This is a genomic window from Pseudoalteromonas sp. RWi3, from assembly GCF_054960735.1.
Window position 1 is genome coordinate 16,590 of the sequence record NZ_JBHNYL010000021.1, and the last position, 19,119, is coordinate 35,708.

A 19,119-nucleotide genomic window follows, 5' to 3' on the forward strand; every position below is an offset into this window, starting at 1 on the left:
ATTAATTTGTGGAGTTTATTTTATAAAACCAGCTTGAGCTAATAAGCTCATGGAAATATCTGAGCTTGCTGGCTGCTCTGCACCTTTGATCAAACGCTCAAGGTAGCGGGCTATTTGGTCAACTTCTAAGTTTACTGAAGTGCCAACTTTAAAGTCAGCAATCGTGGTTTGTTCTGATGTGTGAGGCACGATGGTGAGTTTGAATTTATTATCCTCAACCGCATTTACGGTTAAACTAATGCCATCCACACACACTGAACCTTTATATGGAATGTACTTCATCAACGCCGCATTAGTCGATAACCAATATTCTGTTGCGCGTGCGTTAGCAGTGATTGCGGTAATTGTTGCAATACCATCAACATGACCTGACACTAAATGCCCACCTAATCGCGATACAGGCTGCATTGCTTTTTCAAGGTTAACTTTTTGTCCTTGTTTGTAATGTGCGAACCCTGTTAAACCAATTGTCTCATTTGATAAATCGGCACTAAATCCATCATCATGTTTAGCAACAACAGTTAAGCAAACACCATTCGTGGCAATGCTATCGCCTAGTTTTACATCTGCCATATTCAAATCATGGCTTTGAATACGAATAGCCAAATCACCTTGAGTTTTGCGCAAATCACTTATAATGCCTGTTGCTTCGATAATACCAGTGAACATAAAGTTTACTCTCAAAAATAAATTAAGACGATTTGGTGGCCGTCACACTAGCGGTGATACGAATATCACCGCCAATTAGCGCACAATCACTAATTGTTAGGTTAATAGTATCTTGCATACTGGTTAGAGTTGCAAAGTTTAGTAAGCTTTTTGCATCATTCCCTAATAGTTTAGGTGCAACATACACTATAAATTCATCAATTAGATTTTGCTGGGTCATCTCACCGGCCAATGTCGCACCAGCTTCAAGCCATACAGTATTTATTTGTCTTTTAGCTAGGATTTGCAATGCAGCGAGTAAATCTACTTTTTGAGATTTTTCGGGCACTTCAATATGGGTAACGTAATGAGGCCATTGAATCGATTTATCAAGCTTAGTTGTAAGAATAATGATCTCACTTTCAATACTGAACAAAGCGAGATCAGGCGTTAAGCGGTTTTGAGAATCGACAATAACGCGTATTGGCTGGCGAAGTGGTAAATCTGTTGGTAACGCTTGAGGCAGTTCATTATTACGTACATTGAGCTTAGCATCGTCAATTAGTACCGTATCTGCACCCGTTAAGATGGCACAGCTTTGTGCTCTGAATAACTGCACATCTTGGCGAGCTTGTGTGCCAGTGATCCATTTACTTTGGCCATTTTTTAGAGCTGTTTTACCATCTAAACTCGCAGCCATTTTACATGTCACAAAGGGCAAGCCTTGTTCCATACGCTTTAAAAAGCCTCGGTTTAACAATCGCGCCTGTTGCTCAAGTAACCCTGAGGCAACTTCAATGCCAGCACTCGCTAATATCGCCAACCCCTTTCCTGCAACCTGAGGATTAGGGTCAACCATAGCTGCTATTACCTTGCTGACGCCGACTTCTTTTAATGCTTGAGCGCAAGGCGGGGTTCTGCCAAAGTGGCTACAGGGTTCAAGAGTCACATAGGCCGTTGCCCCTTTTGCTTTTTCACCAGCTATGGCAAGAGCGTTTACTTCAGCATGCCCTTGGCCCGCGACCTGATGAAACCCTTCACCTATTACGACATTATCTTTAACTAACACACAGCCTACATTAGGGTTTGGCGTTGTTGTAAATCGACCTAAACTAGCTAACTCTATCGCCCGAGCCATATAGTGATGATCTTGCTCAGTGAACATTTGAACGCTCATGCTACTCTCCTAAGCGTGCTATTTCTTCACCAAACTCTCGAATGTCTTCAAATGAGCGATAAACCGAAGCAAACCGAACATAAGCTACTTTATCAAGCTTTTTTAATGATTCCATGATGCATTCGCCAACGAGATGACTAGAGATCTCTCGCTCACCGGTTCCACGCAATTGAGATTTGATAATATTAACTACCTCATCAACTTGCTCGGTGCTTACAGGGCGTTTCTCTAAGGCACGGTGTAACCCGTTAAGGAGTTTATCTTCGTTGAAAGGTTCGCGACTGCCATCTTGTTTAATAACTCGCGGCATAACCAACTCAGCACCCTCGAAAGTGGTAAAACGCTCATGGCATTCGTTACATTCACGACGGCGTCTTACTTGGTGACCACCACCAACTAAACGCGAATCAATCACTTTGGTATCTTTCTCAGAGCAAAAAGGGCAATGCATATAGTGTAAATTCCGTAACTAAAAACAAAAAGGCCGCTCTAGGGCGGCCTTTATGATAGCAAAAAACATTGCTGATGTTATCTAAATTCCTGTGATTAAGCGTACACAGGTAATTTTTTACAGATAGCTTGAACTTTCTCTTTTACCTGCGCTTGTACTGACTCATCATTAATGTTGTCTAGAACATCACAAATCCAACCTGCAAGCTCTTTTGACTCAGCTTCTTTAAAGCCACGACGCGTGATTGCAGGTGAGCCAATACGTAAACCAGACGTAACAAACGGAGAACGTGGGTCATTTGGTACTGAGTTTTTGTTTACAGTGATATTTGCATTACCTAATGCTGCATCAGCGTCTTTACCAGTAATGTCTTTATCGATTAGATCAAGTAAGAACAAGTGGTTTTCAGTTTTGTCAGAAACAATTTTGTAGCCGCGCTCTTGCATTACCGCAACCATTGCTTGTGCATTTTTAACAACCTGTGTTTGGTATTCTTTAAACTCAGGTTGTAATGCTTCTTTAAATGCCACTGCTTTTGCAGCAATAATGTGACATAAAGGACCACCTTGGCCACCTGGGAAAACAGCGCTGTTAAGCTTTTTATAAATAGCTTCATCGCCACATGCTGAGATAATTAAACCACCACGAGGGCCAGCAAGTGTTTTATGTGTTGTTGTAGTAACAACGTGAGCATGCTTTACAGGACTTGGGTATACACCTGCTGCAATAAGACCTGCAACGTGAGCCATATCAACAAATAAATATGCACCTACTTTATCTGCAATCTCACGGAATTTAGCCCAATCAACAATACCTGAGTATGCAGAGAAACCACCGATGATCATTTTTGGCTTGTGCTCAAGCGCTAAAGCTTCAACTTGTGCGTAATCAATTTCGCCTGTTACTTCATCAAGTCCGTATTGGATCGCATTGTAAAGTTTACCAGAGAAGCTTACGTGAGAACCGTGAGTTAAGTGGCCGCCATGCGCTAAGCTCATACCTAGTACTGTATCACCCGCCTCTAAAAGTGCTAAAAACACAGCTGCGTTTGCTTGAGAACCAGCATGAGGCTGTACGTTTGCGTAATCAGAACCAAATAATTCGTTTGCACGGTCAATAGCAAGTTGCTCAACCACATCAACATGTTCACAACCACCGTAGTAACGCTTGCCCGGGTAGCCTTCTGCATATTTATTTGTAAGCTGTGACCCCTGCGCTTCTAATACGCGTGGGCTACAATAGTTTTCAGATGCAATTAACTCAATGTGCTCTTCTTGACGTGCAGTCTCTTTATTGATTGCTGCAAATAACTCTGGATCGAAATCCGAAATATTCATGCTACGTTCTAACATGGGGGCTCCTAGGGCAACGTGTATGGTATTTTGAAGGCTGAATTATACGCTGAAAACGTCAATTTGCCTATGCTCTTATGTTGAACATATTTAAACAGGGATTGAAATTAATTCACAGTGTTTTTGTAATGATATTTTTTTATAAAAGCATAAGTATTATTAATAAACATACTACCTAAGCATTTACAATTATAATATACCCAAACCACCTCAAGGTGCCTAACAGGCACTTACTCTCATCGTTGTTACTTTTTTAAAAGGGATGGCCATTCTTGCAAAGTAACGCCTTGATATTAAGCCTTTGTGAAACGCTGAATTCTGAATTTTGAGGTGATTTGGGTATACAATCACATTGCATACGTTTCTATTTAAACTACAATTTAATGAAATTTGATCAAGGATGATACTTTGACCGCTATGCTCGCAAAACCTATATACGAATCGATTCCCTATTTTTACTTCACCTTTGGTGCAAGTTGCTTACTTATAGCAAGCTCTATTATCCCAACAGCGATTGGTATTCTAGTGTTTTTAAATGGTGCTAACATTTGGCGATTACGCTCTAACGCTCGACGGGTTGATCACAAAGTTAACCGCAAAAAAGTAAAGAAGTACTATTACTACTACGAGTTTAAACCCTTTCTTTTATTAACTTGCGCACTACTTTTGATTAGATGGGCTCCTTATCAAATAGTGACAATTGCAGGTTTAATACTGTGTTTAATCGCGATGCTGATAATATTGCTGAGAGTATTAAACAGGCGCTCACGCTCAATGGTGTAATTAACTGCTTCACTGGTAAAAGAATACTTTAATTACGGCTCTAGCTTAGAGTGCAACAGCATTGCTTATTTCGCTGCTGTTGCACTTTAGGTTTAACCTAGCTTTTCTAAAATAATGTTTCGTAATTCTTCATAATCATTTTTAATATCCTGTGCTAAACATGGCTTAGCAAGGGCATCTGCAAGTGGTTTTGGCATATCAAGTTCAATATCTAAAATCTCTTCAACACTTTCTTTAAACTTAGCCGGGTGTGCGGTGGCTAAAAATATCCCTGCACTACCTGTGGCTAAGTTTGCTTTCAAACCTTGATAAGCAATAGCCGTGTGTGGCTCTGCAACATACCCTGTTTTTTGAATTTTTTTCATTACTGCTTGGGTGTCGTTTTCATCAACACTGGTTGAATAAAAATTCTCATAACTAAACCAGTTGTTATCAAGCATGGTTTGCACGCGAGGCCAGTTATTAGGCTTACTCACGTCCATTGCGTTTGACAGTGACTCGATTGTTGCATTAGGTGCCCAGTTTTTATCTGCAATAAAGCGCGGCACAGTATCATTTTGATTAGTTGTGGCGCTGAGTTTAGCAACAGGTAAGCCAATTACAGCACCGATCATCGCAGCGCATACGTTACCAAAGTTACCACTTGGCACTGAAACATGCGCCGTTGCACGTTTTTCTTTTGGTAGCTGTGCGATGGCTTCAAAGTAATAGCATACTTGTGCAACTAAACGGCTAATATTAATTGAGTTCGCTGAATTCAAGCCTAGACGTGTTTTTACTTCATCATCTAAAAAGGCATTTTTTACCATGCTTTGGCAATCATCAAAGCTGCCCTCAACCGCATAACAATGAATGTTATTGCCAAGAGTCGTAAAGAGCTTTTGCTGAGCCAGTGATATTTTGCCTTTAGGGTATAAAATTACCACGTCGATATTTGGTTTATTGTAAAAAGCATGTGCTACAGCTGCGCCAGTATCCCCAGAGGTAGCAGTTAAAATAGTCGTTTTTTCGCCTTGGCTGAACTGCGTTAAACACTCCGCCATAAAACGCCCACCAAAGTCTTTAAACGCAAGGGTTGGCCCATGAAAGAGCTCTAGGCAATAAATATTTTCTTCTACTTGGACTAATTTAACCGGGAAGTTAAAGGCATTTTGCACCATTTTTGCAACGGTATCTGCTGGGAGTTCATCGCCAATCAAGTGCGATAAAATCGCCGAACTACGGCTGACAAAATCCATATCAAGCAAGGCATCAATATCTGCCATAGGTGCTAACGATTCAGGAAAAAACACCCCTTGATTACGCCCTAAGCCTGTTTTAACGGCTTCAACAAACGACACTTTTTGCATGTCGTCTTTTAAATTATGTAATTGCATTATTAGTTCCTTAAATTCTTATAGCTGACGCGTGCCGGCGTTATCAAGCTTACAGATATGGCAAAAGCCTTGTTCGTTTATATAATTACTTTGTAACCATTGCTCACACTGCTTTGCAGCTTCAAGCGTTTTACACACAGTAAATAACGTAGGTCCCGCTCCTGAAATACTGACAATTTCAGCGCCTAGTTCAGGTAGCGCTGCTTTCGCTTCGCTAAACCCAAAGATAAGCGGCGCGCGGTGTGGTTCGGCTATTTCATCACTCATAATTGATAAAGCATCATCAAAGCGGCTGGTGAGCAGTAACGTGCTAAACGCCGATAAACGCTGGGCAAATTCTACACTCGCATGCATGCTTAACTGTGTGGGTAACACCGAACGAGCCTTGGCTGTATTGAGTGAAAAACCAGGAAAAGCCGCCACGTAATACCAGCTATCATCGACAGGTAACGCCAGTGATTTGTCAGGGATTAAATCGCCCGTTAGCTGCAACCCACCTAAGTAACATGGAGTAATATTGTCATAATGACGACCCCCACTGACAATGGCTTCAAAGTCAGCCATTAACTCAATGAGTGCAACCTGACTAAGCTTTGTATCAGCAAACTTATCAAGCGCTGCAAATGTGGCAACCACTGAGCAAGCACTTGATCCTAACCCTGAGCCAATCGGTAAGTTTTTTTTAAGCTCCAGCTTAACCGTAGGCATGTTAGGTGCAACTTGTTCACGAAAATGCACCAAACATTGATATGCTAAATTTTCGCTGGCGTCACTGGGTAGCTTATGGGCATAGTCACCAGAGCAAATAAACTCATCAGTAGGTGCTTGACTAACAGCGACTACATCACCCAATAAAGTGCCATCAATGGGTGCAAGTGCTGCACCTAAGGCATCAAACCCTACCGCAAAATTACCGATAGAAGCCGGAGCATATACTTCAATCATAGCCCTCTCCTAACGCGACAATGTTTTTAAAATATCAGCGAATACACCCGCGGCTGTCACCGCAGAGCCTGCGCCATAACCACGAATAACAAACGGGCGCGGTTGGTAGTACTCACTTAAAATTGCTAATGCGTTTTCACCATCACGAATTACACTCAGTGCATGGCTTGAATCAACAGCCTCAATACCAACTTTGCAGTGACCTTGCTTAATTGTGCCAACATAACGCAGCACTTTGCCTTCACTTGCTGCACTTTGGATACGGTCATTAAATGCGGCATCTAAACTCGGCAGCTTGGCCATAAAATCATCTACACTGTCATCTTGTGCAAACCCTTGTGGTAGCACAGATTCAACTTCGATATCACTGAGCTCTAGTTTTAACCCAGCTTCGCGAGCAATGATTAAAAGTTTACGTGCAACATCAGTACCTGATAAGTCATCCCGCGGATCGGGTTCAGTAAAGCCGCTTTCCTTCGCTTTCACAGTGGCCTCTGATAGAGATAAGCCATCTTCTAGCGCGCCAAACATGTACGACAACGAACCAGATAAAATACCGCTGAATTCAAGTAACTCATCACCTGCACCAAATAGCGACTGTAAGTTATCAATAACCGGAAGGCCAGCGCCTACGTTGGTTTCGTATAAAAACTTGCGGTTATTTTTTTGCGTTGCACTAATTAAATCTTGGTAATAAATATACGAGCTAGTTGTGGCTTTTTTATTGGCCGCAACGACATGAAAACCAGCATTTAAAAAGTCAACATATTGTGCAGCTAATGCATCCGAAGAAGTACAATCAACCAGCACCGGGTTGATTAAATGATTTTGCTTTACAAATTGTTCAACCAGCTTTAAGTCAAACGCTTGCTCTGATGCCGCGAGCTTTTGCTGCCAATCATTAAATTTCACCCCTTCACTGTCTAAATGAAGTTGACGAGAGTTAGCAACGCCATACAAATTAAGTTTAATGTTACGCTTTTCAAGCCACGATTGTTGGCGCTCTAACTGTTGAATTAACTCTTGACCGACTAAGCCACAGCCCAGTAAAAACACATCAATTGATGGAATATGAGTGAAAAAGTTTTCGTGGCACACTTTGACGGCATCGTTACACAGTTCGCCGTCGATAACCGCTGAGATAGCACTTTCAGTCGAGTCTTGTGCAATCGCAACAATGTTAACTTGTGCTTGTGCTAAGGAGGCAAAAAACTTAGCAGCTAAACCTTTGTGCGCGCGCATGTTGTCACCAACTAGGGTCACAATCGCTAAATTACGCTGCACTTGTACTGGTTCAATTAAGCCCGCTTGCGACTCTAGTTCAAAAGCCGTTTGTAAAGCTTCCAGTGCAAGAGCTAAATCTGATTCATGAACGCAAAAGCTGATACTGAATTCACACGACGATTGCGTGATTAACACAATTGATACGTTATCATGGGCAAGGGCATTAAATACCTTTGATGCCATACCTACTTTACCTTTCATGCCAGGGCCCGAAACCGTTAACATGGCAAGATCTTGTAAACTAGACAGCGCTTTTACGGGTTCATCTGATGAGTAATCATTACCAATCAATGAGCCTTGCGCCTCAGGGTTATGCGTATTTTTTATTTCACATGGCACGCCCGCTTTTGCGCACGGTAAAATTGTTTTTGGGTGAAGTACTTTAGCACCAAAATAAGATAGCTCCATCGCTTCTTTATAAGACAAGAAATCGACCTTAGTTGCCTTTTTAATATAGCGAGGATCGGCATTATAAACGCCATCTACATCAGTCCAGATTTGGCATACATCAGCTTCTAAGCAAGCAGCTGCGATTGCTGCTGAATAATCAGAGCCATTTCGGCCAAGTGTTGTCAGCTCACCTTGTTCATTACTTGCCGTAAAACCAGGCATGATATAAATACTGGCAGGGCTTTCTTTTAACGCTGCTTGAAAACGAACCTTGCTTACAGCTAAGTCAGCTTCAGCATCAATATGACCACCTGTAGAAGCGATACAAGCTGTCGCTTCTAAATAACGTGCACAGTGCGAGCCCAATAAACACTGCATTAGTGACACACTAACACGCTCACCAAAACTAATAACATACGCACGTACTTGATCAGGGCAACATTTAATAAGTTTTACGCCTGCCAGTTTATTGCTTAATTCATCAAGATCAGGCCAGTTCTCGACTTGACCAAAATCGGCTTCTACCGCACTTTTTAAGCTTTCACAACGCTGCGTTAAAGCGTGCCATTGGTCGCTGTAATCAAGCCCTTGCTCTGCACTACTTGCCAATGCAACTAAAGAATCGGTCATACCGCCTGGCGCTGACAATACCAATAACATTTCATCTTTTAACTGTGCTTTAACTAACTGAGCTACCTGTTGTAAACACGCAAAGTCGGCAAGTGATGACCCACCAAATTTTAATACTCGCATTTTTTATGTTTCCTCATTCCATAAAACGAAAAAAGGCCTGTGTTCTTAGTGAACACAGGCCTTTAAATTTGTTGCACCGACCTATGCCACTATCCAGTAAGAATGGTGGTTGTAATAATAATGGTCAGTACGTGATTATATGTTTTCATAGCCTTTAGACTGCCCTAAATGAGGCTATACTGTCAACCCTACTTAAAAAGATAAATTATGTCTTTTGGTTATATTAGAAACTAACGAATGCCAAATTTATGCAAAACTTCTTTCAACCTTGGTTTATCTATTGGCTTGTGAATAAAGTCGATAGCCCCTAGTTGAGTAACGCGCAGCTTCATTTTTTCTTGGATATCCGCTGAAATAACCAAAACAAAACACTCAATTTTTTGTGCTCTTATCGCTTCTAATACCTGCACGCCATCAACTTCAGGCATGGTTAAATCAAGACACAGTAGGTCAAAGCTCTGGGTCTTCATTAATTCAAGTGCTTCTTTACCGTTTTTAGCCTGCTTGATATCTGCATCAATACATTCATTTAAACAGCGCACTACTTGCTTACGTGCTACAGTTGAGTCGTCACAGACTAATACAGAAAAATTCATACCTTTAACTACTAGATTAAGAATAAAAAAGTTAATAAGTGGATCATACACTCATTGCGTTTTGACAAATGATAATAGATTTTATATCACAAATAATAAAATGAGATAAGCTTAAGTTTTTGCTAAAAAAAGAAAATTTCCTTACTTTGTTGCTTAATAAACAATTCTTTTATTTATTTTTATACGTTTATTAGCTAACTTTAGTAAAAGCAAAACGTAATTCAATTGCCACCAAGGAGCTATGGACAATCCATGCTACAAAAAAGTCTCTCAAAAAAGCTATTGACCAGCGTATTATCTGTCTACTTTTTACTTACATTTGTCGTCACTTGCGGCCAAGTAATTGCTGAATATATCAATACTAAAGATTACATTCGCAACGAGCTAACTACGTTACAAAAAACATTTAGCCGTAGTTTAACTCGCGCAATTTGGGAGTTAAACACAAAGCAAACCATCACAACTGCTGAAGGGCTACTTGCGATCCCAATGATTGAGGGCATTATTGTACGCGATGACAGCGGTGAAATAATATCACAACTAGGTCGCTCATTAGATATACGAGAACTATACAGTCAACAGCTTGTTCAAGAAGAGGCGATTATTGAAGATACTCCTTCAGGTTTATTTGGTTACACTTTCCCTTTAATTTTTGAATTTTCAGGACGCGCCACTCAAGTAGGTGACGTGACCCTTTTCTCAAGTAGAGAAGTTGTCTTTAGCCGAATTATGATCTCAATTTACTTTTTAATAGGTAATGCGATGATCAAAACCACATTTTTGATCATTCTATTTTTAATGGCCTTTAGAAAACTATTGACTGATCCTCTTGCTCAATTAACTGAGCAAATAGAAGATTTAGAACTGAATGATATTGAAGGACAACACATCAATATTGAAACAACTGAGCATAACGAATTAAAAGTTATGGAGCAGTCTTTCAATACATTAATAGACAAAGTAGTGCAATACCGTAAAGAGCTTGAGCACACTCAAAAAGAACTTATTATCAGTAATGAAAAGCTTGACCAACAAAATCTACAGTTAGAGCAAGAAGTGGCACGAAAGACCTCTAATTTGAGCCAAGCAATGATGGACTTACAACAGCAAAAATATGAACTAGAAAAACAAAAGCTAACATTGACTGATGAAGTTGATCTACGCCGCCATACAGAGCAAGAACTCCTTACCAAGCAAACTCAGCTACAACGCTATGTTGATGAGTTAAATATTGCTCAGGAACGTTTAGTTAGTTCGGAAAAGATGGCTGCATTGGGTGGCTTAGTCGCAGGTATTACTCACGACATCAATACACCTGTAGGGATAGGTGTTACAGCTACATCGTTTTTACAAGAGCGACTTGTTCAAATTGAAGCCGCCTACAAAGATAAAACATTGTCGCCAAAAGCATTGGAAGAGTTTATTAACGACGCTAAACAAAGCACTAGCTTATTAACCAGTAACCTTGATAGAGCGTCAGAGCTTGTCGCCAGCTTTAAGCAAATAGCTGTCGACCAAGCAAGTGAAGCTGTGCGGACTATTAATTTTAAAGAGTATCTGGGAGAAGTAATTCGCTCGTTGCACCCTAAGATTAAGAATACTAGCCACCATATAAATTTAGATTGCCCTGAAGAGCTAACACTGAACTTACCCGCAGGGGCGATAAGTCAGATTTTCACTAATTTAATCATGAATTCATTGATTCACGGTTTTGATGGATTAGAAAATGGCATCATTGATATCATTATCAAGGATGATGATAATTACGTTGTTATTGATTTTAAAGACAACGGTAATGGTGTGAGCGAACAACAACTAGAAAAGCTGTTTGACCCATTTTTTACCACTAAACGCGACCAAGGTGGAAGTGGTTTAGGTACACACATTACATTTAACTTAGTTAAGCAAACGCTTAGTGGTGATATCGACGTATCAAGTTCACCAGGTAATGGCCTCCATTACCATATTAGCTTCCCTAAAGACATGCCAAAGCCACTTTCTATTTTTAATAACTAGTGCCTTTTTTAACCTAGCTGAATGCTTAGTTCAATTACTAAGCATTCACTAAAGGTTGGCTATCAAGTTAACAAATCAGTCATTTCAGCATCCTGTTTTTATTGTTATGATTGAGCAAATTTACCAAATGGATCAAATCCCCTATGTGGTTTAGTAACCTTATTTGTTACCGCTTTAAGCAAGATGTTTCATACACTCAAGAAGACTTTGATAACGCCCTAGAGCAAGATGTGTTTCGCCCTTGCGGCAGCCAGGACTCAAGCACGTTTGGCTGGACCAAAGCCTTTGGTAAACACGGTGAGTCACTTTCACACTTTTCTCAAAAAAGTATCTTAGTGTGCGCAAAACGCGAAGAAAAAGTTTTACCTGCTGCCGTTGTAAATGAAATGGTTGCAGAGAAAATTGAGCAAATCGAAGCTGAAGAAAATCGCCCCGTAAAGAAAAAAGAAAAAGATGAGCTTAAAGAAAATATTCTTCACACTTTATTACCTCAAGCTTTCAAAAAATCGAGCTTACAGTTTGCCTTTATTGATCAAGAAAACGGCTGGGTAGTTGTAAATAGTGGTAGTTTCAACAAAGCTGAGGAACTATTAGCACTTTTACGTAAATCACTGGGCACATTGCCTGTAGTACCTGCCTTTGCAAACTATGATTTAGACGTATTTCTAACCGACTGGTTAACTAACTTTAGTACACCAGAAGGTTTTGCCATTGGTTCTGATGCAGAGCTTGAAGAAGCGGACGACAGTGGCGCGCAAGTAAAACTTAAAGGTCATGATCTTGCGTGTGATGAAGTGAAATCGCACCTTGAAAGTGGTAAGCGAGTGACTAAGCTAGCTCTTGATTGGCAAGAGCGCCTGAAGTTTATGCTACAAAATGATGGCTCTATAAAGCGTTTAAGCTATTCTGAAACACTTAAAGAAGAAAACGCGGATATTCCAAAAGAAGACATGATGATTAAGCTTGATGCTGATTTTATTTTAGCTTCTGAAGAAATAAAGCAAATGTTAGAAGAGCTAACATCGGGTTTGGGTGATGCTGACGATCTAGCTTAACCTTAAAAAATAAGCGCCGTGATGGCGCTTATTACTATAACTTTATTAGCTAAAAACAGACTTCACATCATCTAACATTTCATTGTATTCATCAGTTGTAAACACATCTAAAGAAGAGATAGTGCCTTTATCAATATACATCTGTAAAGCAGCTGACTTATCAGAAACTTGAAGAATTCCTTCCATAATCGCACCGATGCGAATGAAATCAACGTAACAAATATGCTCTGGGCGATAATTTGGATTTGCCCAACTCTCAGCTACTTCCACAAATTCATCAGTAAACTCCCAAGCGCGCATAATGGCGCCCCCTACTTTTCCACTCAGTTTTTGAATCGCATGAGCTAAAAAGCTTGGGTTTGCAAACACCTCAGGATGACGTTCAGCCTCTGTTAAAATAGGTAATACACCGATATTATACACAAGAGCTGCCAAGGTAATTGTGTCTCGATTTAGTGAGGTTTGCTTGTTTTCTTTTAAGAAGAACTCCATAAGAGTTATAGAGTGGCACGCCACCTTAAGCGTTTTTTGCCATGCTTTATCCATATAGCCTTTGATTAACTCATTATGAGACACAAAGAGTTGCTCCATAGCCATAGCTGTTGCAATATTCTTAATTTGCCTTAAGCCAATACGAGTTACAGCTTGGTTTAAATTGGATACTTTAACTGAGCGTCCCATAAATGCACTGTTTGCCACTTTGATCATGCGCGCAGCTAATGCCGGATCATGAGATATTACATCAGCCATCTGCATTAAGTTTACATCAGGGTCATCTGCCGCTTGACGAACGCGAATAGCAATTTCTGGCAATGTAGGTAACACGAGAGTGTCATTATTAATTCGGTCAACCAAAATGGTTAATAGTGCGTTTTCTGTTGACATAAATGTGTCATCCTTTGTTGTTAGCTTGCTGAAAAAGCCAAGCTATGGAACTTTTATTTGTTATACCCACAGTATTGTCTAAGTTCTCGCTAAAGTTAAGGAAATTACTAAAATTATCTCGCTTATTTTATAACTAAGCCCACTTTATCCTGTCTGTTTATAAAATTGCAGTAAACTTGCTATTTGCGCTTAAGGTTTGCTTTAATGCGTTATTCAAGCAAAGCTAGTAACCCAAAGTGACTGGCTATTAACTTCTCTTTTAACAGGCAATAAAATGACTCTTAACCAAATTAGCAAAGCACTCGTTTTATGCGGTGCCGCTTTTCTTAGTGCATGCTCAGAGCAAGCTACAACCCCAAACTCAGAGACATCAGCTAAAAATGAAACTCAAAAACCAATCTCGCAGCAACTTATTAATGCCGATAAAGATCGCTTAGCTATTTATACTGACTTTAGCTTAACCACAGATCTTTCGCATTTGACTGACAATCAAAAAGCCATGATCGCAACGTTAATCGATGCATCAAAAATCATGGATGACCTATTTTGGCGTCAAGCATTTGGTGAAGACAAAGCCAGCTTTTTAGCAAAAATAAACGACCCTGAAGTGCAAAAGTTTGCCGCTATAAACTACGGCCCTTGGGACCGCTTAAATGGTGACCAAGTGTTTTTATCAGGTTATGAAGAAAAAGCACCTGGCGCACAATTTTATCCTGCAGACATAACAAAAGAAGAACTTAATAATGCAGACGTTGAAAATAAAAACGGGCTTTACTCTATCGTAAAGCGTGATGAAGCAGGTAAGCTTTATACCGTTGATTACTCCATTGAGTATGCACAAGCACTTGAAAAAGCAGCTGCCCTGCTGCGAGAAGCAAGTAAACTTGCTGATGATAAAGAATTCGCGAACTACTTAAATCTTCGTGCCGATGCGCTACTCAGCGATGAATACCAAGCATCTGACTTAGCATGGATGGACATGAAAAATAATCCTATTGATGTGGTTATTGGCCCAATCGAAACATATGAAGATCAATTATTTGGTTCACGTGCAGCATTTGAGTCTTATGTATTAGTAAAAGATTTAGCATGGAGCGAGCGCTTGGCTAAATTTGCAGCCTTTTTACCAGAGCTCCAAAAAGGGCTGCCTGTTGATGCTAAATACAAACAAGAAGTACCAGGTTCTGATGCAGACCTAAACGCATACGACGTTGTTTACTATGCAGGTCACTCAAATGCGGGTAGTAAAACAATAGCTATCAACCTACCAAATGATGAGCAAGTTCAGCTTGAAAAGGGTACACGTCGTCTACAACTTAAAAATGCCATGCGCGCTAAGTTTGATAAAATTTTAGTACCTATCGCAGCGCAATTGATTGTACCAGAGCAACGTAAGCACATTACTTTTGACGCGTTTTTTGCTAACACTATGTTCCACGAAGTTGCCCACGGTTTAGGTATCAAAAACACAATCACAGGTAAAGGAACCGTTCGACAGTCTTTACAAGAACACGCCAGTGCGCTTGAAGAAGGAAAAGCAGACATCCTTGGCCTTTACATGGTTGAACAATTACTTAAAAAGGGCGAAATCACGCAAGGCACATTGGAAGATTACTACACCACGTTTATGGCGGGTATTTTCCGTTCAGTGCGTTTTGGTGCCTCAAGTGCGCATGGCAAAGCAAACATGATCCGTTTTAACTTTTTTGCCCAAGAAGGTGCTTTCTCTAAAAACGAGCAAGGCCTTTACCGTGTAAATATGGAAAAAATGGGTCAGGCAATGGCTAAATTATCGAACCTTATTTTGACACTACAAGGGGATGGTGATTATCAAAAAGTAGATCAACTTATTGCCACCCATGGTGACATTAAGTCAGAACTTGCTAAAGACTTAGAAAAGCTCAGCCAAGCCAACATTCCTGTGGATGTAACCTTTAAACAGGGTAAAGACGTTTTAGGACTTTAATAAAATATAAAGTGAATGAGCGACCTCCATGCCGCTCATTCTTTTAATGTTGATTGTTAATAACGCTCTGAGCAACTGGCTTTAAGCTTTTTAAGCCCCAACGTTTGCCCTCATCGATTGCCGCTTCATTATTAAAGCCTTTTAAATGCGCAGAAATTGCTATTAATGCACCTACACGGTTACTGCTTGCACAATGCACTAGCACCCCTTCCCCTTTAAGCTTGTTGATAAGCGCTGTTAATTTAGCTGCATTCTCAGTATTTATATCTTCTGCGCCTGTAATTGGTAATGAATGATAGGTCATGCCTAATTGCTTAACTAATTCGCTTTCATCCCAGTTTTGCTCATGACGAGAACGTAAATTGATAACATGTTTAATGCCCTTCTGAGCTAGTATTTTTAGTTCGTCTTTAGCAGGCTGACCTGATGAATAAACTTGCCCTTCATGGGAAGCAAAATTAGGGGTTTTTACGCTATTGATAGCTGCTGTATTTTCACTTATGACTGAGTCGGCCTGTTTTGCTATAGCTGATAAGCTAAGGGGTAATAAAACTAAAAACCCCGCGAGCAAGAGCGTTGTGAATCTCAATTTACTTTCCTTTACCTATGAATATTACTTAGCTGCTACAACCCTGTTGTAAAAATATCTTTAAGCTTTTCTAATTGTTCATCTTTGTAGGGAACTGCTGGATACTTTCCCCATACAGGTGCAGGCCATGCAGCATCCGATTTATAGCGGGCAATATGATGAATATGTAGCTGTGGCACCATGTTACCCAGCGCTGCAACATTGAGCTTATCTGGGGAGAAAATATCTTGTAGCAATCGACTTAGCTTAGCCGACTCTTGCATTAAAACAATTTGCTCTGTTTCACTTAAATCGATGCTCTCTTTTAGGCCTGCTTTACGAGGCACTAAAATAAACCAAGGGTACTGGCTATCATTCATTAATAGCACTTTGCAAAGAGGCCAGTCAGCCACATCAATACAATCACGGGCCAGCTCTGGTGCTAAAGCAAATTTAACAGTCATTTTTATTCCTTTTATTTATCTCAATGGAGCATTTAAACTACTTTATAGCATTTAGTTGCAGTTGCCCACGCTTGGCTTTAACATCATGGCAGTTTTTATTCGAGCGAAGGTAATTACGTGTTAAAAAAAATCAAACACCTCTCATGGGCTCTGCCCTTAGTAGCTACAACACTAACCGTGCAGGCAAAACCTCTCACGTTAGAGCGTATCTTTGACGATCCTAGTTTAGCGGGCAAAGCCCCTGTGCAACTGAAGTTTTCGCCTGATGGTAGCCGTGTTACTTACCTACAAGGTAAAACTGACGATTACAACCGCTATGATTTATGGGAATACAATCTAAAAGACAACAAAAACCGCTTATTAGTCGATTCGGCACAACTGTTTTCTGGCCCTGAAAACCTATCAGACGAAGAAAAAGCCCGCCGTGAACGCCAGCGCATTTTTGGTAAAGGTATTTTGGAGTATAAATGGTCAAAGGATGGTAAAGCACTTCTTTTCCCGCTAAATGGCGACCTATATTTTTACGATTTAGCCTCAGCAAAAAGCCGCAAACTAACAGATACAGACGCATTTGAAACCGATGCTCGTTTCTCACCAAAAGGGAATTTCGTATCTTTTATACGTGAACAAAATTTATATGCGCTTAACCTTGAATCAGGTAAAGAAATTCAACTTAGCAAAGATGGCGGTGGCGTAATTAAAAACGGCATGGCTGAATTTGTTGCGCAAGAAGAAATGGGCCGCATGACAGGCTACTGGTGGGCAGGTGATGAGTCTAAAATTGCCTTTACCCGCATTGATGAAAGTCCTGTAAAAGAAGCCATCCGTAATGAAATTTACGCCGATGAAGTGAAGCTTTTTAACCAACGCTATCCGTTTACCGGCACTAACAACGTAAAAATTCAACTGGGTGTGGTAAAAATTAATAACCAACAAACTGATTGGATTGATTTAGGTAAAAATGAAGATATCTATATTGCGCGTGCAAAATGGTTAGAAGATGACACCACATTATCTTACCAATGGCAAAACCGCTCACAGCATAAATTAGAACTGCGCTTTTACAACGCCAACACTAAAAAACAAAAAGTTGCCCTAACTGAAACCAGCGACACGTGGATCAACTTACATTTTGACTTACAGTTCTTAAAAGACAAAAAGCATTTTGTATGGGCGTCTGAACGTGATGGCTTTAAACACCTTTACCTTTACCGTACTAATGGCAAACTTGTTCGTCAAATAACCCGCGGAGACTGGGTTGTTGATAGTCTAAAAGGTATTGATGAGAAAAAAGGCATTGTGTATTTTGCTGGCCGCAAAGATACACCACTTGAAAGCCAATTATACAGCGTACCATTATTCAAAAAAGGTAATATAAAACGCATCACCGAGCTAGGCGCTTATCATAAAGTGGTTATGGCTAAAGACAGCAAAACCTTTATTGATAATAGCTCGTCGGTTAATCAACCTAACTCAGCTGCACTTCGCAAAATAAATGGTGAATTTATTACATGGCTTGAACAAAATAAGCTTGATAATAACCACCCACTAACCCCTTTCCTTAACGAGTTAGCTGAGCCTGAATACGGCACCTTAACAGCAGAAGACGGGCAAGTTATGCACTACCGTTTATTTAAACCTGCAACAGTGAATAATGGTAAAAAACACCCTGTACTTGTTAATGTATATGGTGGCCCGCACGCACAACGTGTTACTAACAGCTGGCGTAGTAAAAACTTATATTTCCAATATATGGCACAACAGGGTTACGTGGTATTTCAACTCGACAATCGTGGTTCTTACAACCGTGGTAAAAAGTTTGAAGATGCCATCTACAAAAACTTAGGTGAAGTAGAAGTTGCCGATCAGATAAAAGGCGTCGAGTTCTTACGAACGCTTGATTATGTAGATCCTCAACGTATTGGTATCTATGGTCACAGTTATGGTGGTTACATGGCATTAATGACCATGTTTAAAGCTGGCGATTACTTTCAAGCGGGTGTTTCTGGCGCGCCGGTAACGGATTGGGCTTTATACGATACGCATTATACCGAGCGTTATTTATCGCACCCAGCAACAAATGCTGAAGGTTATAAAAACAGCGCGGTGTTCCCGTACGCTGACGGTTTAAAAGGCCCATTGATGATTTACCATGGTATGGCTGATGACAACGTATTATTTACCCATGCAACTAAGTTATTTAAACAATTACAAGATAACGAAAAGCAGTTTGAAATGATGACTTACCCGGGCTCAAAACACAGCTTACGCGGTAAACAAGTACAAACGCATTTACATCAAACTATTACTAACTTTTTTAACCGTCACTTTGATGTTAAATAAGTTATTGAATTAAAATAGTTTAAGACTAAAGGCTGGTTGCAAAAATCAGCCTTTTTTTTGCTTATCT

Annotated in this window: 15 protein-coding genes; 4 read left to right on the forward strand and 11 right to left on the reverse strand. The window is 40.2% G+C overall.

What is annotated here, in order from left to right; genetic code table 11:
- Positions 1-15: 15 nt before the first annotated feature.
- The 8 genes from ACFI4Z_RS17620 to ACFI4Z_RS17655 form a co-directional block, all read right to left on the reverse strand.
- Positions 16-669: a riboflavin synthase gene (locus ACFI4Z_RS17620; RefSeq protein ID WP_462671685.1), complete on the reverse strand. Its 654-nt coding sequence runs from the start codon at positions 667-669 to the stop codon at positions 16-18.
- A 22-nt stretch (positions 670-691) separates the two neighbouring features.
- The gene (gene ribD, locus ACFI4Z_RS17625; RefSeq protein ID WP_462671686.1) at positions 692-1,825 is read right to left on the reverse strand and encodes a bifunctional diaminohydroxyphosphoribosylaminopyrimidine deaminase/5-amino-6-(5-phosphoribosylamino)uracil reductase RibD; all 1,134 of its coding nucleotides are present in this window, start codon (positions 1,823-1,825) and stop codon (positions 692-694) included.
- A 1-nt stretch (position 1,826) separates the two neighbouring features.
- Positions 1,827-2,276: a transcriptional regulator NrdR gene (nrdR, locus tag ACFI4Z_RS17630; protein WP_462671687.1), complete on the reverse strand. Its 450-nt coding sequence runs from the start codon at positions 2,274-2,276 to the stop codon at positions 1,827-1,829.
- A gap of 95 nt (positions 2,277-2,371) precedes the next feature.
- Positions 2,372-3,628: a serine hydroxymethyltransferase gene (gene glyA, locus ACFI4Z_RS17635; protein WP_099297786.1), complete on the reverse strand. Its 1,257-nt coding sequence runs from the start codon at positions 3,626-3,628 to the stop codon at positions 2,372-2,374.
- Positions 3,629-4,503: 875 nt separating this feature from the next.
- Positions 4,504-5,787 carry a threonine synthase gene (gene thrC / locus ACFI4Z_RS17640; RefSeq protein WP_462671688.1) on the reverse strand — a complete coding sequence of 428 codons (1,284 nt, stop codon included), beginning with the start codon at positions 5,785-5,787 and terminating at the stop codon, positions 4,504-4,506.
- A gap of 18 nt (positions 5,788-5,805) precedes the next feature.
- Positions 5,806-6,732: a homoserine kinase gene (gene thrB, locus ACFI4Z_RS17645; RefSeq protein WP_462671689.1), complete on the reverse strand. Its 927-nt coding sequence runs from the start codon at positions 6,730-6,732 to the stop codon at positions 5,806-5,808.
- 9 nt (positions 6,733-6,741) lie between these two features.
- Positions 6,742-9,159 carry a bifunctional aspartate kinase/homoserine dehydrogenase I gene (thrA, locus tag ACFI4Z_RS17650; RefSeq protein WP_462671690.1) on the reverse strand — a complete coding sequence of 806 codons (2,418 nt, stop codon included), beginning with the start codon at positions 9,157-9,159 and terminating at the stop codon, positions 6,742-6,744.
- Positions 9,160-9,389: 230 nt separating this feature from the next.
- The gene (locus ACFI4Z_RS17655; protein ID WP_099296365.1) at positions 9,390-9,755 is read right to left on the reverse strand and encodes a response regulator; all 366 of its coding nucleotides are present in this window, start codon (positions 9,753-9,755) and stop codon (positions 9,390-9,392) included.
- A gap of 252 nt (positions 9,756-10,007) precedes the next feature.
- Here ACFI4Z_RS17655 and ACFI4Z_RS17660 point away from each other — a divergent pair, with 252 nt between their 5' ends.
- Both ACFI4Z_RS17660 and rdgC read left to right on the forward strand, forming a co-directional pair.
- A complete protein-coding gene (locus ACFI4Z_RS17660) occupies positions 10,008-11,771 on the forward strand; it encodes a sensor histidine kinase (RefSeq protein WP_462671691.1) in 1,764 nt (587 codons plus the stop codon).
- 143 nt (positions 11,772-11,914) lie between these two features.
- Entirely contained in the window at positions 11,915-12,826 is a 912-nt protein-coding gene (gene rdgC, locus ACFI4Z_RS17665) for a recombination-associated protein RdgC (RefSeq protein ID WP_462671692.1), read from the forward strand.
- Positions 12,827-12,871: 45 nt separating this feature from the next.
- On the opposite strand, the gene ACFI4Z_RS17670 is transcribed toward rdgC, so the two are convergent.
- Entirely contained in the window at positions 12,872-13,711 is an 840-nt protein-coding gene (locus ACFI4Z_RS17670) for an HDOD domain-containing protein (protein WP_462671693.1), read from the reverse strand.
- A 274-nt stretch (positions 13,712-13,985) separates the two neighbouring features.
- Here ACFI4Z_RS17670 and ACFI4Z_RS17675 point away from each other — a divergent pair, with 274 nt between their 5' ends.
- A complete protein-coding gene (locus ACFI4Z_RS17675; protein ID WP_462671694.1) occupies positions 13,986-15,677 on the forward strand; it encodes a dipeptidyl-peptidase 3 family protein in 1,692 nt (563 codons plus the stop codon).
- A 43-nt stretch (positions 15,678-15,720) separates the two neighbouring features.
- Here the strand turns inward: ACFI4Z_RS17675 and ACFI4Z_RS17680 are convergent, their stop codons facing one another.
- Both ACFI4Z_RS17680 and ACFI4Z_RS17685 read right to left on the reverse strand, forming a co-directional pair.
- Complete coding sequence (locus ACFI4Z_RS17680; protein ID WP_462671695.1) at positions 15,721-16,266, reverse strand: protein tyrosine phosphatase family protein; 546 nt, start codon at positions 16,264-16,266, stop codon at positions 15,721-15,723.
- A 35-nt stretch (positions 16,267-16,301) separates the two neighbouring features.
- Positions 16,302-16,709, reverse strand: coding sequence for an HIT domain-containing protein (locus tag ACFI4Z_RS17685; protein ID WP_462671696.1), 408 nt, complete (start codon positions 16,707-16,709; stop codon positions 16,302-16,304).
- Between the two features lie 117 nt (positions 16,710-16,826).
- Between ACFI4Z_RS17685 and ACFI4Z_RS17690 the strand changes: the two genes are divergently transcribed.
- Positions 16,827-19,052: a S9 family peptidase gene (locus ACFI4Z_RS17690; protein WP_462671697.1), complete on the forward strand. Its 2,226-nt coding sequence runs from the start codon at positions 16,827-16,829 to the stop codon at positions 19,050-19,052.
- Positions 19,053-19,119: the final 67 nt, after the last annotated feature.